This is a genomic window from Massilia sp. Root418, from assembly GCF_001425265.1.
GTDB lineage: Bacteria > Pseudomonadota > Gammaproteobacteria > Burkholderiales > Burkholderiaceae_D > Rugamonas.
Genome location: NZ_LMEC01000001.1, coordinates 1,259,682 through 1,273,611 on the forward strand (window position 1 = coordinate 1,259,682; position 13,930 = coordinate 1,273,611).

14 protein-coding genes are annotated in these 13,930 nt (G+C 68.2%); 3 read left to right on the plus strand and 11 right to left on the minus strand.

What is annotated here, in order from left to right:
• Window positions 1-80: 80 nt before the first annotated feature.
• The 5 genes from ASC94_RS34140 to ASC94_RS05270 form a co-directional block, all read right to left on the minus strand.
• Entirely contained in the window at window positions 81-1,862 is a 1,782-nt protein-coding gene (locus ASC94_RS34140) for a methyl-accepting chemotaxis protein (RefSeq protein ID WP_056391660.1), read from the minus strand.
• Between the two features lie 34 nt (window positions 1,863-1,896).
• Complete coding sequence (locus ASC94_RS05255; protein WP_056391662.1) at window positions 1,897-2,271, minus strand: response regulator transcription factor; 375 nt, start codon at window positions 2,269-2,271, stop codon at window positions 1,897-1,899.
• 136 nt (window positions 2,272-2,407) lie between these two features.
• On the minus strand, window positions 2,408-3,013 hold the full coding sequence (locus tag ASC94_RS05260) for a response regulator transcription factor (RefSeq protein ID WP_056391665.1): 606 nt from the start codon (window positions 3,011-3,013) through the stop codon (window positions 2,408-2,410).
• On the minus strand, window positions 3,010-4,335 hold the full coding sequence (locus ASC94_RS05265; RefSeq protein WP_082616178.1) for a sensor histidine kinase: 1,326 nt from the start codon (window positions 4,333-4,335) through the stop codon (window positions 3,010-3,012). The genes ASC94_RS05260 and ASC94_RS05265 overlap by 4 nt, the downstream gene beginning before the upstream one ends.
• Window positions 4,336-4,430: 95 nt before the next feature.
• Window positions 4,431-5,396, minus strand: a complete 966-nt coding sequence (locus ASC94_RS05270) for an NAD(P)/FAD-dependent oxidoreductase (protein WP_056391669.1) — start codon at window positions 5,394-5,396, stop codon at window positions 4,431-4,433.
• Window positions 5,397-5,513: 117 nt separating this feature from the next.
• On the opposite strand from ASC94_RS05270, the gene ASC94_RS05275 reads away from it, so the two are divergent.
• Window positions 5,514-5,939 (plus strand): Rrf2 family transcriptional regulator, encoded by a 426-nt coding sequence (locus tag ASC94_RS05275; protein WP_056391672.1) that lies wholly within the window; start codon window positions 5,514-5,516, stop codon window positions 5,937-5,939.
• Here ASC94_RS05275 and ASC94_RS05280 read toward each other — a convergent pair.
• The 4 genes from ASC94_RS05280 to ASC94_RS05295 all read right to left on the minus strand — a co-directional run bounded on the left by ASC94_RS05280 (window position 5,936) and on the right by ASC94_RS05295 (window position 9,586).
• A complete protein-coding gene (locus ASC94_RS05280) occupies window positions 5,936-6,748 on the minus strand; it encodes a ferritin-like domain-containing protein (RefSeq protein WP_056391675.1) in 813 nt (270 codons plus the stop codon). The genes ASC94_RS05275 and ASC94_RS05280 overlap by 4 nt on opposite strands.
• A 102-nt stretch (window positions 6,749-6,850) precedes the next feature.
• The gene (locus tag ASC94_RS05285) at window positions 6,851-7,279 is read right to left on the minus strand and encodes a DUF2061 domain-containing protein (RefSeq protein WP_056391678.1); all 429 of its coding nucleotides are present in this window, start codon (window positions 7,277-7,279) and stop codon (window positions 6,851-6,853) included.
• A gap of 95 nt (window positions 7,280-7,374) precedes the next feature.
• On the minus strand, window positions 7,375-7,908 hold the full coding sequence (locus ASC94_RS05290; protein WP_056391681.1) for a sugar O-acetyltransferase: 534 nt from the start codon (window positions 7,906-7,908) through the stop codon (window positions 7,375-7,377).
• A gap of 16 nt (window positions 7,909-7,924) precedes the next feature.
• Entirely contained in the window at window positions 7,925-9,586 is a 1,662-nt protein-coding gene (locus ASC94_RS05295; RefSeq protein ID WP_056391685.1) for a SulP family inorganic anion transporter, read from the minus strand.
• Window positions 9,587-9,800: 214 nt separating this feature from the next.
• Between ASC94_RS05295 and ASC94_RS05300 the strand changes: the two genes are divergently transcribed.
• Window positions 9,801-10,319: a DUF6622 family protein gene (locus ASC94_RS05300; protein ID WP_056391689.1), complete on the plus strand. Its 519-nt coding sequence runs from the start codon at window positions 9,801-9,803 to the stop codon at window positions 10,317-10,319.
• Between the two features lie 17 nt (window positions 10,320-10,336).
• Here ASC94_RS05300 and ASC94_RS05305 read toward each other — a convergent pair whose 3' ends face one another.
• Window positions 10,337-10,909 carry a TetR/AcrR family transcriptional regulator gene (locus ASC94_RS05305; protein ID WP_056391693.1) on the minus strand — a complete coding sequence of 191 codons (573 nt, stop codon included), beginning with the start codon at window positions 10,907-10,909 and terminating at the stop codon, window positions 10,337-10,339.
• Between the two features lie 148 nt (window positions 10,910-11,057).
• Between ASC94_RS05305 and ASC94_RS05310 the strand changes: the two genes are divergently transcribed.
• A complete protein-coding gene (locus tag ASC94_RS05310; RefSeq protein WP_056391696.1) occupies window positions 11,058-12,191 on the plus strand; it encodes a thiolase family protein in 1,134 nt (377 codons plus the stop codon).
• A 239-nt stretch (window positions 12,192-12,430) separates the two neighbouring features.
• On the opposite strand, the gene ASC94_RS05315 is transcribed toward ASC94_RS05310, so the two are convergent.
• Window positions 12,431-13,915, minus strand: coding sequence for a GGDEF domain-containing protein (locus tag ASC94_RS05315; protein ID WP_056391700.1), 1,485 nt, complete (start codon window positions 13,913-13,915; stop codon window positions 12,431-12,433).
• Window positions 13,916-13,930: the final 15 nt, after the last annotated feature.

Consider the following 13,930-nt stretch of genomic DNA (forward strand, 5'->3'; position numbering starts at 1 on the left):
GCCACCCTACCATAGAATGGCCGTCCGCCCAAGGGGCCGGTAGGCCAGGATAGGCTGGCGCAGGGTGGTTCCGCCTTGCTTCAGAATTCTTCCCAGTCCCCCTCGGACGATGCCGGCACTGCCCTCAGGTGCCGGGCCGCCGGCCGCGCCGGGGCAGGCGCCGGGGCAGGCACCGCTGCCTGCCTGGCCGCCGGCCGGGAAGCCGGGCTGGCAGCCGGACTGGCAGCCGGGCGGGCAAGCTCGCGGGCGGCGCCCTGGCCGGCACGGGCCGGCGCACCACGCGCCGGCTGCGGCTTCGTAACAGCGGCGTGTCCGGCAGCACCGGCATCCAGGCGGAACACACTGACCGCCTGCTCCAGCGCGCGCGCCTGGTCCTGCAACGATTCGGCGGCGGCCGCAGCCTGCTCCACCAGTGCCGCGTTCTGCTGGGTGACGGTGTCCATCTCAGCCACGGCCTGGTTGATCTGCTCAATGCCCGCGCTCTGCTCCACGCTGGCCGTGAGGATGGCCGACATCATGCCCGTCACGCGCTCCACGCTGACCACCACTTCCTGCATGGTGGCGCCGGCCTGGTCGACCAGCTTGCTGCCCTCGCCCACGTGGGCCACCGAATCGCCGATCAGCTCCTTGATTTCCTTGGCCGCCGCCGCCGAGCGCTGCGCCAGGTTGCGCACCTCGGACGCCACCACGGCAAAGCCGCGTCCCTGTTCGCCGGCCCGCGCCGCCTCCACTGCCGCGTTCAGCGCCAGGATATTGGTCTGGAAGGCGATGCCGTCTATGGTGCCGATAATGTCGGCGATCTTGCCGGAGGACTGGTTGATGGCGCCCATGGTGGCCACCACCTGCGCCACCACCGCGCCGCCGCGCTGGGCCACGGCCGCCGCCTCGTGCGCCAGCGTGTCGGCCGCACGCGCGCTCTCGGTATTGTGCTGCACGGTGGAGGTCAGTTCCTCCATCGAACTGGCGGTTTCCTCCAGGCTGGAGGCCTGGGTCTCGGTACGCGCCGACAGGTCCGCATTGCCGGTGGCGATTTCGCCGGAAGCGACGGTAATGGTCTCCGTGCCCTGCCGCACCTGCGCCACGATGGCCACCAGGCTGCCGTTCATGCGCTTGAGGGCAGCCGTGAGCTGGCCCATTTCATCATTCGAAGTCACTTCGATGCGCTGCGTCAGATCGCCCGCCGCGACCGCCTCGGCCACCGCGATGGCGCCGCGCAGGGGCGTGAGGATGGCGCGCAGCAGCCAGTAGGCCATGCCCGCGCCCACCACCACGCCAACTACGATGGAAGCGATGGAGATCGCGCGGAAGATCTCGTAGCGCGCCTGCGAGGCCACGTATTCCTGCTTGCCCACCTCCAGCTGCAGCGCCACCAGCGCGTCGAGCGCCTTGTCGGCCGCCTCCATTGCCGGGTCCAGCTTCTTGTGCTGCAGGGCCGCGGCCTGTTCGCGCTCGCCCGCAGCCAGCGCCGCCGCCAGCGGCTGCATGGCCTGCTCGCGCAAGGCAGCATGCGTTGCGGCGAAGGCCTTGGCCAGCACCGACTCATCCGGGGTGAGATAGGTGGCCATGTATGCGGCCCACACTTTGTCGATCTCGCCGCTGCGCCGCTGCGCATCGGCCAGCAGCGCGGTATGCGCGCCGCCCTCGGCGTCCACCGCGTTGCCCAGCACGACCTGCTGGTACAGCAGGCCGGTGCCGATCTGGTTCAGCATGCCCATGGCCACCAGGCGGTCGTCATACACCGTCTGCAGCGAGGCGTTGGTGCGGCTCAAGCTGTTCAGTCCTGCCGCGCCGATACCGGTCAGCAGCACCGTGAGGAAGGCCATGGCGGCAATCAGGCGAGTCTTGATGGTGAGGTTTTTCATGGTGTACGCCCCTTTGCTTAGTCTTGTTGTTGGGTTATTGCTGCTGCGCGGCGCGCTGCAAGGCGGCCAGCAGGTCTTCAGAGGCGAAGGGCTTGCGCAAGTAGGCCAGGCAGCCCAGCCGCTGGGCCGCCGCCTCGAAGCCGCCGTCGATCTGGCTGGTGACGAACACGATGGGTGGGGCATTGCCGGCGCCCACCAGCATCTGCTGCAATTCGATGCCGGACAGGCCGCCCAGGTCAATGTCGAGGATCAGGCAGCTGACGTCGCCGCGCTCCTCGCGCTGCAGGTACAGCTCGGCCGAGGCGTAGAGCTGGGCCAGGTAGCCGGCCGCGCGCAGCAGCCTGCCCAGCGCCTTGAGCATGCCGGGGTCGTTTTCGACCACCGCAACGACGAGTTTTCCTGTGTCCATGACGCCATCCCTGAGGTGCAAGCACCGATAGGGATGACTGTAGGGAGATTTTGCGCCGCTGTAACGTGTCCTTTGGTACAGGTAGCCGGCGTGCCGGCAGGCGTGCGGGGTTGGCGAGCCGTCGCCCAGCCGTCGCTCAGCCGCCGCTCAGGCCGAGGCGGTTGGCCATCTGCACCAGTTCGGCCAGCGAGCCGGCGCCCATCTTTTCCATCAGGCTGTGGCGGTGCGCCTTGACGGTGCGCTCGGTGTTGCCCAGTTCGAAGGCGATCTGCTTGTTCAGCATGCCCTGCACCACCAGCACAAACACCTCCCGCTCGCGCGCGGTGAGCGTGGCGGCGCGCTGGCGCAGCGCGCTGAGCTGGCTGTTGTGCAGCGCGGCCGCCTCGTAGCGCTGCATGGCGCGGCCAATGGCGTCCAGCAGCGGTTCCTTGGCGATGGGTTTGGACAGGAAATCCTCGGCCCCGGCCTTGATGGCGCGCACGCTCATGGCGATGTCGCCGTTCCCGGTCAGGAAGACGATGGGCAGGATGCTGTTGCGCGCACGCAGATGTTCCTGCAGCTGCAAGCCGGTCAGGCCCGGCATGTCCACGTCCAGCAGGATGCAGCCGGCTTCGTCGCCGGTTTCGGCGCGCACGAAGGCGTCGCCGGATTCGTAGGCGCTGACGCGGTAGCCGCAGGCGCCCAGCAGGCGCGAGAGCGCGGTGCGCAGCGGCTCGTCGTCGTCGATGATGTGGATTTTCATGCTGCCTCCCCGGCCGCTGCCAGCGGCAAGGCAAAGCCCACCGTGGCGCCTCCGCCGGGATTGTTGGCGGCCCAGATGCGGCCGCCGTGCGCCTGCACGATGGCCGCCGCAATCGACAGGCCCAGCCCCATGCCGTGCGCCTTGGTGGTGAAGAAGGACTCGAACAGGCGCTCCTGGTTGGCGCCGAAGCCGCAGCCATGGTCGCTCACCTGCACTTCGGCCATGGCGCCGTCACGGCGGCGGGCGCACAGGGTGATGCGGCGCGGCGCGGCAGTGCCTGCGGCGCCGATGGCCTCGGGCGCCGGCCCCATGGCGTCCATGCCGTTCAACAGCAGGTTGATCAGGATCTGCTGCAGCTGCACCGGGTCGGCCGACACCATCAGCGGTCCCGGCGCCGGCTCGGTGCACAGCTGCACGCGCCGCATGCGGGCCTCGCTGCCCAGCAGGGCCGTCACCTGGGCCATGGCGTCGTTCAGGTCCAGGCGCTGGGCCACCGGATCGGATTTCTTCAGCAGCTCGCGCATACGCTGTATCAGTTCGCTGGCGCGGCGGTCGTCGCGCCGGATGTCGCCCAGGATCTCCTCCACGTCGCCCAGCGCCGGCGGTGTCATTTTCAGGAACAGCTCGGCGGCCTCGGCGTTGCTCATGATGGCCGCCAGCGGCTGGTTCAGCTCATGCACCAGCGCCGCGCAGTACACCGTGGCGCTGGCGTTGCGGTTCATATGGGCGATCTCGGCCAGGCGCTGGCGCGACTCGCGCTGCAGCTGGTCGTTGTGGGCGGCCAGCTGCTGCTGCAGGCGGCGGATCTTCAGGTGCGCCATCACGCGCGCGTTTACTTCCTCGAACTGGAAGGGCTTGGAAATGAAATCGACGCCGCCCACCCGGAAGCCGCGCAGCTTGTCGTCGGTGTCGCTGTGGGCGGACAGGAAAATCACCGGCACCTCGTCCAGGCCGGGCATCTGCTTCAGGCGGCTGCACACTTCGTAGCCGTCAATGCCCGGCATGCGGATGTCGAGCAGCACCAGTTCGGGCGCCTGGGCCTGGGCGCTCCACAGCGCCAGCTCGCCGTTGGGCGCCTCGCGCACGCGGTAACCGGCGTCGGTGAGCAGCTTGGACAGCAGCTGCAGCGAAGCGGGCGTGTCCTCCACCACCAGGATATCGCCGCGAATCTCGGCCGGTCCGGGCGGCAGCGGATTGCGCTGCGACTCAGGCAACGTTTCAGGCAAACCCGCCGGCTGCGCCGGTATACGCCCGGCCGCCGTGTGCGCTGGTCCTTGCTGTTCGCCGACCGTGGCTGCTTCCTGCCGCCCTGCTGCTTCCATTCACGCTCCCGTGTCCGCCACCCGTTGTCCGCACTGCGCGGTGCCCAGACGATATCGGCCACGCCAGTATATTGCAAGCGGTTGTGGCCGCAGCGCTACATTGGGCCCATGATCATGGACGCGTGCGCCGACACTCCCGCCAGCACGCCGGCCGCCGACGCCAGCGTGCCGTTGTGGCGCGCGCTGGCCGCGTCGCCTGCCGCGAACACGCCGGGCACACTGGTCTGCTGGCCGGCATCGACCTGGATGTGCGGACCGGTGGCGCCGGCGTCGAAGGCGCAGCCCAGCTGCCCGGCCAGCGGCGAAGCCATGCTGGTCACCGGGGCGGTGAACACCGCGTGCAGGGGCAGCACGCGGCCGTCCGCCAGCCGCACCGCGTCCAGTTGCGGCGCGCTGCCCAGCAGCTCCACCACCGGCACGCGCTCCACCCGCGCGCCGCGCGCCTGCAACTGCGCCGCCTCTTCGGCGGACGGCTCGTGCAAGCCCTGCGTGAAATACGTGGTGTCGCCCCAGTCAGGCAGCAGCAAGCCCTGGTGCACCGACTGCGGCGCGGCCGCCAGCACTCCCAGCGCCCCGCCGCTCACCTCGAAGCCGTGGCAATAGGGGCAATGCAACACCGTTCTTCCCCAGCGTTCGGCAAGGCCGGGAATGGCCGGCAGCGTGTCTTTCACGCCGGTGGCCAGGACCAGCCGGGCCGCCGATGCCGATAGCGCCGCCGTTGCCGGTGCCGCCGCTGTTGCCGCGCCCGCCTGCGCGAGGGCCCCTGACGCGCCCGCCGTCCACTCGACGGCGAAACCGTCCCCCTCCTTGCGCGCGCTGTGCGCGACGCCGCGCACAAGCTCGAAGCTCGGATACGCCTGCAACTGCCGCAATGCCTGCGCGTTGATCTCCGCCGGCGCCATGCCGTCCAGCGCCAGGAAACCGTGCACCGCCGGCGACCACCGGTTGCGCGGCTGCCCGGCATCGATCAAGAGCACCTTGCGCCGCGCCCGCACCAGCTGCATGGCCGCAGACAGCCCCGCGAAGCTCCCACCCACCACAATGACGTCGTAATGCTTCATACCGGCCTCCGTTTACGTATCATTCAAAGTTACATGATAGCAGCAAACGCCGCTAACGTAACTTTTCTTGTTACGCGAATTGGAAAGCGATAAGATAGGCAGCATGAGACAAACATCATGAGACAAGACAGCCGCCTGTCCCGCATGCTCCACGTGCTGATCCACATGGAGCGCCGTGGCGAACCCGCCACTTCCGAAGACATTGCCCGGATGCTGGGCACCAATCCCGTGGTCGTGCGCCGCACCATGGCGGGGCTGCGCAACGAAGGCTACGTCACGTCAGGCAAAGGCCATGGCGGCGGCTGGGCGCTGGCCCGTCCGCTCAAGGACATCACCCTGCTGGACGTGCACCGCGCCCTCGGCAACCCATCCGTGTTCGCCATGGGTGTGGAGCAGGAAAACCCGGTCTGCCTGGTGGAGCAAGCGGTGAACGCCGCGCTGGCGGACGCCATGCGGCAGGCGGAGCAGATTTTGCTGGACCGGCTTGGCAGCGTCACCCTGGCCGACCTGGCCACCGACGTGGACCGCCGTTTCTGTTCCTAGGCCGATGGACCGGCCAGCTGGCCCAGTTCGGCCTCGGTAAAGCCCGCCTGCCGGCGCGCTTCAAAGTTGAACGGGCCTTTCAGCACCGGGGCACGGTAGCGCGCGGCCAGCTCGTCGTATGTGGCGCGCGGTTCCAGGCCGCGCAGCTCGCACATGTGGCGATACCAGCGGTTGCCGATCTCCACGTGGCCGATCTCGTCGCGCAGGATGATATCCAGGATGGCAGCCGCCTCCAGGTCGCCGGCCTGCGCGATCTTGGCGCGCAGCGGCGGGATCGCATCCAGCCCGCGCGCCTCCAGGGTACGCGGCACCAGCGCCATGCGCGCCGTGATGTCCTCGCGGGTGCGCTCCACCATCTCCCACAGGCTGTCATGCGCGGTGAAATCGCCGTAGCGGTAGCCCAGGCCCTGCAGATGCGCCGACAGCATGGAGAAGTGGTAAGCCTCTTCCCTGGCCACCCGCAGCCAGTCCGTGTAATACGCGGCCGGCATGCCGGGGAAGCGCCACAGCGCGTCCAGCGCCAGGTTGACCGCGTTGAATTCGATATGTGACAGCGCATGCACCAGCATCGCCCTGCCCTCCAGCGTGGCCATGGAGCGCCGTCCCACCAGGCGCGGCGGCACCAGCTCCGGTTTCTGCGGCCGGCCGGGGATGGCTCGGTCGGGCCGCGGCGCGGCGGCCGCGTCCAGCGCCAGGGCGCCGTCCGCCCAAGCCTGCGCCATGGCGGCCACGGCCTGCGCTTTGGCGGCGGGATCGATTTCAAGCAAGCATCGCAGCGCATACGCGCGCAGCTCCGGTGGGTGCGGCATGGGACTTAACCTAGGGCGAAGAAAAGGACGCAGTGTACCAAACTGCCGTGCCCGGCGGGCCTTGCCGCCGCTTGCTGGGGCATCAGGCGGCATCAGGCGGCATCAGGAGGAGAAAGCGGCGCCGGCCGGGGCCGGGCGCAGCGCCACCCGGGCTTCGAATCTGTCCCACAGGCGGTCGTGGTAAGGCAAGGCGATCACGTTCAGGATGGGTTCCAGCACCGCCGCCAGGCCGCCCAGCGCCATCGAACCGGTGGCCCACCACAGCATCAGGAATGCCACGGCCGCATGCATCAGGGTCTGGCTGATCTTCTCGCCGGCCAGCGCCGCGTACCGGGCGCGGGCCTCGACGGCACGCGCGCGCAACTGGTGCCACGCCCGCTCGTGGAACGGCAGCAGCAGCACGTTCACCACCGGCTCCAGCACCGCAGCCAGTCCGCCGAAGACGACCGAACCGGTCATCACATACATCAGGCTGAACGCGATGCCCGTATGGGCGGCTACCTGGCTGACTTTTTTCGCTGCGGTGAACATGGGAACCTCGTTATGTGCTGATCTGGTCAGCAAATAATAACGATTCTCATTTAACTCGGAAAGACAATTGTTTTTACCGTTGCGATAGATTTTGCCTAAGACGCTGGCGGAATCTCGCGCACCACGCGGCACGGGTTGCCGACCGCCAGGCTGTTGGCCGGAATCGACTTGCTCACCACGCTGCCCGCGCCGATGGTGCAGTTATCGCCGATGGTAACGCCGTGCAGGATGGTCACGTTGGCGCCGATCCACACATGGTTGCCGATGGTGATGGGCAGCGCTTCGAACACGCCGGCCGCGCGCGCCACCGGGTCCACCGGGTGGCTGGCCGCCGAGATCACGGTATTCGGGCCGATCAGCACATGGCTGCCCAGGGTCACGGGCGCGCAGTCCAGGATCACCAGGTTGTGGTTGGCGAAACAATGGTCGCCCACCGTGATGTTGTAGCCGTAGTCGCAGAAGAACGGCGCTTCGAAGTGCGCGTTGTTCGGCTTGCGCAGCAATTGCTCAAGGATTTCGGCGCGTTTGGCCACGTCGTCCTCGCGGTTGAAGGCTGCGCACAGCAGCTTTGCTGCCCGGCGCTCCACGCTGCCAGGCGATTCCCCGGGGCGGTAAGGTTTGTCCTGCATGCTTTCTCCTCAAGTGCTAAATGTATTCGGCTACGCCGCCCTCGCGGCCTTCCTGCAATTTGTTGCACGCCATGGCCGTGCTGAGGAAGATGGGGCCGCTCAACTGCCGCAGCAGATCGCTCTCGCGCAAGCGGTCCATCACCGGCCCCTTCACCTCGGCCAAATGCATCGTCACGCCGCGAAGGCGCATGCTGGCATTCCATTCCGACAGCGCGAACAGCGCCGTGGTGTCGATCGAGCTGACCGCCGTCATCACCAGCACCAGGTGGCGCGCGGACGGATGCGAGCGCAGCTCTTCCTCGATGCGCTCGCCCACCGCCTCCACGTTGCCGAAGAACAGGTTGGCGTCGATGCGCAGCACCAGCACGTCGGCCTGGGTCTCGGCCGGATAGCGTTCGATATTGCGGAAATGCTCGCTGCCGGCGATACGGCCCAGTACCGCGATGTGCGGCCGGCTGGCGCGCCAGATCAGCGTCCCCATCGAGAGCAGCACGCCCAGCACCACGCCCGCCTCCACGCCCAGCGCCAGCACGCCGGCGGCGGTGGCGGCCCAGGCGGCGGCGTCGCCCCGGTCATAACGCCAGGCCAGGCGCAGTGTATCGAATTCCAGCATGCCCAGGACCGCCACGATGATGGTGGCGGCCAGGGTGGGCAGCGGCAGCAGTGCCAGCCAGCCGGTTGGGGCCACCAGCGCCGCTGCCAGCAGGCAGGCGGTGATCACGCTGGCCAGCGGCGTGTTCGCCCCGGCCGAGAAATTGACCGCAGAACGCGAGATGCTGCCCGTCACCGGGAAGCCGCCGGACACCATACTGGCCACATTCGCCGCCCCCAGCCCGAACAGCTCCTGGTTGCTGACCAGCTTCTCGTTACGCTTGAGCGCCAGCGTTTGCGCGGCGGACATGCTCATCAGGAAAACGATGAAGCCGATCAGCAGGCCCGGCTGAACCAGCGCGCGCCAATGGCTGCTGGAGGTCGCCAAATTCAGGCCAGGCAAGCCGGCCGGCACGGCGCCGGTGGTGCGGATGCCCAGCGCCTCCAGGCCCAGCAGCGGCACTGCGGCGGTGGCGGCCAGCACCACCAGCATGGGCGCCAGGCGGCCGCCCAGGTCGGCGTGCGCAGCGGACAGGCCGCAGCGCCGCAGCAGCACCGCCAGGTAGCGCTTGCCCAGTATCAGCAGCAACAGCGACACGCCGCCCAGCGCAGCGCTGGGCGCATGGAATGCGGGGAAAGCGGCGCCCAGCAGCGGCTTGACCTGGCCGCCGGCGATGACGATGGCCGAACCGACGGTGAAGCCGCTCATCACGGGGCGCGAGAAGAAGTTGGCCAGGAAGCCCATGCGCAGCGCGCCGCACACCAGCAGCACCACGCCGGCCACCAGCGCCAGCTGCGCCGCCAGCACGCCGTACAGCGCGGAGCCAGCGGGCGCCAGCGGCGCGATCACCGCTGCCGTCATCAGCGACACGATAGCCATGGGGCCGACGGACTGCGTCATGCTGCTGCCGAACAGGGCGTAGACCAGGGGCGGCAGGATGCTGGCGTAGATCCCGGCCACCGGCGGCAACCCGGCCACCAGCGCGTAGGCCATGCCCTGCGGGATCATCATCATCGCCACCACGATGCCGGCGCTGATGTCGCCCGGCAGCATGGCGCGCCGGTATTGCCTTAGCCAATGCAGCATTGCTCTGTCCGTCTTGAAAATATGCGCAGCCTACCATACGGCTAGCGTATATGGATATAAGGAAAACAGATATGACAGCTGTACGCTGGGGCCTGCCCCGGTCGGGCTTGCCCCGATTTCACTCCACTCGATCGCGGTTTCGTCGCAAACGGCTGGCCCCGAGTGCGGCGGGGCGGCACGATGGCTTCATTCAAGCAAACAACGGGAGCACATCATGCTGCAACAAGTACTGTCACATACACCGACCTACGTCTGGGCCATCCTCGCCTTCCTGGCCTATCGCGGCGTAGCGGCCAGCAAGGACCGGGTGGTCACTTACCGCAGCGTGTTCATTATCCCGGCGGTGATGCTGGCGCTGGGACTGAACAGCGTGGCGAACGGTTTTGGTCTCGCCACGCCGGCCGGGGCCGCCTGGCTGGCCGGCGCATTGGCGGGCGTCGCGCTGGCCTGGACCTGGGCGGGCGGCAACGGCACGCGCGCCGTTGACCACGCCGCCGGCACCGTCACGCAGCGCGGCAGCTGGTTGCCGCTGGCGCTGATGATGGCCGTGTTCTGCTGCAAATATGTCGTTGGCGCAGCACTGGCGGTGCAGCCTGCGCTGAGCGGCGACATGCGCTTTGCCGTGCCGGCCTGTGTCGCGTTCGGCCTGTTCAATGGCATCTTCCTGGGCCGCCTGCTGCGCACCGCAGCGGCATGGCAGGCGCTGCGCCCGGTGGCGGCGAGCGCTGCCTGACACCAGGCGGCCAGCCTCTAGCGGCCCCGTTCCAGCGCGGCGACCACCGCCGCCAGCACCTCCTCGGACTGCGCCGGGTCCGCCATCACCCGGGACAACAGCAGTCCGCCCACCATGCTGGCGTAATCGGCGATTGCCTGCTGGCGTTTGGCGGCAGCGTCGGCACCCGGCTCCAGTTCGGCCAGCAGCTTCAGCTGGGCCTGCACGCCGTCCGACATTGCCTTGCGCACTTCCGGCCCGGCGCGCGCCACGTCCGTACCCAGGGTGCTGACCGCGCAGCCCCTGCCCGGACCGTCGCGGTGCGCCGCCGACAGGTAGGACTCGGCAATGGCCGCCACCGGCCGTGCCGGCGCACTGTCAGCCAGCTTGCGCCACTTCATCACCGACTTTTCCAGCGCCTTGCCAGTCGCCTCGGCCAGCAGCAGCTCCTTGGACGCGAAATGCCCGTAAAAGCCGCCATGGGTCAGCCCCGCCCCCTTCATCAAATCCGCCACGCCGATACCGTCGAAGCCCTTCTCACGGAACAGCTTGGCTGCCGTCTCGACTATCCGTTCGCGGTTCAATGCCGCCTGTTCCCTGCTCACCTTCATGCCGCTCTCCTTCCGCAAAGTTCTGCTTGACATTATACATTATGGACGTAATATATTCGACATTGATGACGACTGTCATTTAAGTTACCGAGGCGCTGCGCCGGCCGGGCTGCTGTGCGCCACATCCCCACCGCGTGAAAGGAATCACATGAAAGCCGTCATCAGCGCGTATGCGCGCTCCCCCTTCCATTTCGCCAGGAAAGGCAAACTGGCCGACACCCGGCCCGACGATCTCGCCGCCCAAGTGGTCCGGGGCCTGATGCAGCGCACCGGGCTCGATCCCGCGCTGCTGGACGATGTGATACTCGGCTGCGCCTACCCCGAATCGTCGCAAGGCAACAACCTGGCGCGCGTGGTGTCCCTGCTGGCGGGCTTCCCGTTCGAGGTGCCGGGCATGACGGTGAACCGCTTCTGCGGCTCATCCATGTCCGCCATTCACATCGCCGCCGCGCAAATCGAAGCGGGGCTGGGCGAAGCCTACCTGTGCGTGGGGGTGGAATCGATGACCATGGTGCCGCAGGGCGGCTTCAACTTCTCGCCCAACCCACAGTTGCTGGCGCACAGCGACACCTACATCAGCATGGGCAACACTGCAGAGAATGTGGCCAGCCGCTACGGTGTGACGCGCGCGGACCAGGAACGCATGGCCTACGAATCGCACCGCAAGGCAGCCACGGCACGCGAATCCGGCCTGCTGGCCGACGAGATCGTGCCGGCGCGCACGGCCGGCGGCGAGCTGGTCAGCGAAGACGGCTGCATCCGGCCCGGCACCTCGCTGGAGGCGCTGGCCGGGCTGAAGCCGGTGTTCCGCGAGGACGGCGTGGTGACGGCGGGCACCTCCTCGCCGCTGACGGACGGTGCCTCGGCCGTGCTGGTGACCAGCGAAGCGTTCGCGCGCAAGCACGGGCTCAAGCCGAGCGCACGCATTATCGGCATGGCGTCGGCGGGCGTGGACCCGGCGGTGATGGGCATCGGGCCCGTACCGGCCACGCGCAAGGCCCTGGCGCAGGCCGGCATCACGGCCGGGCAGCTGGACGTGGCGGAAATTAACGAAGCGTTCGCCTCGCAGGCCCTGGCCAGCGTGCGCGAACTCGGGATCGATCCGGCGATCGTCAATATCGACGGCGGCGGCATGGCCATCGGCCACCCGCTGGGCGCCACCGGCGCGCGCATCACCGGCAAGGCCGCGGCGCTGCTGGCGCGCCAGCGAGGCCGCTACGCGCTGGCCACCCAATGCGTCGGCGGCGGCCAAGGCGTCGCCACCGTCCTCGAAGCGCTCTAAGCAAGCCAGCCTGAGCCGCATTTAGCCCTACTTCGGGGTCAGACCCCGAAGTAGGGCTAAATGCGGCTCAGGCTGCTTATAGGAATACCGGAGGCGGGGTCAGACATGGCTGCCGGACCGGTAGGCGCTTTCCCAACCGGTCGCCCCTCTCCCAGGGGCGGCATGCGAGCTGAGCCGCATTTCCCCCACTTCGGGGTCTGACCCCGAAGTGGGGGAAATGCGGCAGAGGCTGCTTAAGCTTAGGAGGCCATGGCGAGTTCGACGCAGTTGCGGCCGGCGCGCTTGGCGCGGTGCAGCGCGGCGTCCAGGCGTTCGAGCAGCGTGGCGGCGCCTTCTTCCGGACCGGCTTGCGCTACGCCTAAACTGATGGTTACCGTGTCGCAGCCCGGCAGTTCGGTGCCGGCAATGGTCTCGCGCAGCTTTTCGGCCAGCTTTAGCGCATCGATGGCGGCCGTATGGGTGGCGATGATGAGGAATTCTTCGCCCCGCATGCGCACCAGAATGTCGGATGTGCGCAGCCGCGCTTGCACGGTCTGCGCGACCGTCCGCAGGGCCTGGTCGCCGCAGGGGTAGCCGTAGATGTCGTTGACGGAACGGAAGTTGTCGATGTCGAAAGCGATCACGCCCAGCGGCATGCCGTAGCGCCGCGCGCGGCGCATTTCGTTGTCCAGCTCGGCCTCGCCGTGGCGCCGGTTGAAGGCGCCGGTCAGCGCGTCGACCGTGGTGATCTGGGTCAGCTTGCCGGCCAGGGCATCGTTCTGGTGCTTGAGCTCGCTCATCGCGATGCCGAAGCTGATGAATTGCGCCAGGCTGCCCAGGCCCGCAAACTGCTCGCGCGAGAAACAGACGTGGCGGTCGAACATCAGGCTGACCGCGCCCTGCACCGGCCCGCCCGCTTCGCTGCGCAGCGGCAGCGCCAGCACCATGCGCACGCCCTTGTCGTGCAAGCCCATCGCCAGTTCGGGGTCGCCGGCTTTCTCGGGGGCGTCCAGCAGCACCATGTCGCCACTGCCTACCGCCATCAGCGGCGGGAAGCTGTCGAACAGCGGCGACTGCAGCAGCCGCTCGCTACGCTGCAGCAGCCTGGCCATGTCCAGCCCGTTGCGCGATTCCTGCGCCGTGAGCACCAGGTTGCCGCGCTCCTGCATGTGGAACAACGCCGCGTGCCGCACGCCGGGGAAGCTGCACAGCGCGCTGCAGACGCGCGCCGCCATCTGGCCCAACTCGTCCATGCTGATCAGGGCCCGCTGCACGGCGCGCTGGATGGCCAGCAGGTCGCGCAGCTCTTTCTCTTTGTCCAGCAGGGTCTGCTGCGCCGCAGCCGCCGCGTCCAGCGGCGCGGTCAGCGATTGGCTGACGGATTGCTGCAGGTCTACGCTTAACAGCGGGCTGATGCGATACGCCAGCGGCCCCGCGCCCATCAGCTCGGGCAGCCAGGACGTGTTGCCGTAGGGGCATAACACCAGCACCGGCGCCCCCTGGCGGGCGCGGATCATGGCACTGGCCGCAGCCAAGTCGCCGTGGTCGTCGAAGCCGTCCAGGTCCAGCACCAGTAGGTCGACCGGGTGGCGTGCCAGCATGGCGGTGGCGCCGTCGAAGGTGTCCGTCAGCAGCAGCCGGTTGAACAGCTCGCCGCAGCTGGCCTGGAACTCGCCCCGCCTTTCACCGGCCAGGTTGAGAAATAGCCCTACCCGCCGGGCGTGGCTGTCGATGTCTGCGGTCATGAGATATCCCCGATT

Coding starts and splice junctions, on each gene's coding strand:
- ASC94_RS34140 (WP_056391660.1), bottom strand. CDS start 1,862: ATGAAAAACCTCACCATCAAGACTCGCCTGATTGCCGCCATGGCCTTC.
- ASC94_RS05255 (WP_056391662.1), bottom strand. CDS start 2,271: ATGGACACAGGAAAACTCGTCGTTGCGGTGGTCGAAAACGACCCCGGC.
- ASC94_RS05260 (WP_056391665.1), bottom strand. CDS start 3,013: ATGAAAATCCACATCATCGACGACGACGAGCCGCTGCGCACCGCGCTC.
- ASC94_RS05265 (WP_082616178.1), bottom strand. CDS start 4,335: ATGGAAGCAGCAGGGCGGCAGGAAGCAGCCACGGTCGGCGAACAGCAA.
- ASC94_RS05270 (WP_056391669.1), bottom strand. CDS start 5,396: ATGAAGCATTACGACGTCATTGTGGTGGGTGGGAGCTTCGCGGGGCTG.
- ASC94_RS05275 (WP_056391672.1), top strand. CDS start 5,514: ATGAGACAAGACAGCCGCCTGTCCCGCATGCTCCACGTGCTGATCCAC.
- ASC94_RS05280 (WP_056391675.1), bottom strand. CDS start 6,748: ATGCCGCACCCACCGGAGCTGCGCGCGTATGCGCTGCGATGCTTGCTT.
- ASC94_RS05285 (WP_056391678.1), bottom strand. CDS start 7,279: ATGTTCACCGCAGCGAAAAAAGTCAGCCAGGTAGCCGCCCATACGGGC.
- ASC94_RS05290 (WP_056391681.1), bottom strand. CDS start 7,908: ATGCAGGACAAACCTTACCGCCCCGGGGAATCGCCTGGCAGCGTGGAG.
- ASC94_RS05295 (WP_056391685.1), bottom strand. CDS start 9,586: ATGCTGCATTGGCTAAGGCAATACCGGCGCGCCATGCTGCCGGGCGAC.
- ASC94_RS05300 (WP_056391689.1), top strand. CDS start 9,801: ATGCTGCAACAAGTACTGTCACATACACCGACCTACGTCTGGGCCATC.
- ASC94_RS05305 (WP_056391693.1), bottom strand. CDS start 10,909: ATGAAGGTGAGCAGGGAACAGGCGGCATTGAACCGCGAACGGATAGTC.
- ASC94_RS05310 (WP_056391696.1), top strand. CDS start 11,058: ATGAAAGCCGTCATCAGCGCGTATGCGCGCTCCCCCTTCCATTTCGCC.
- ASC94_RS05315 (WP_056391700.1), bottom strand. CDS start 13,915: ATGACCGCAGACATCGACAGCCACGCCCGGCGGGTAGGGCTATTTCTC.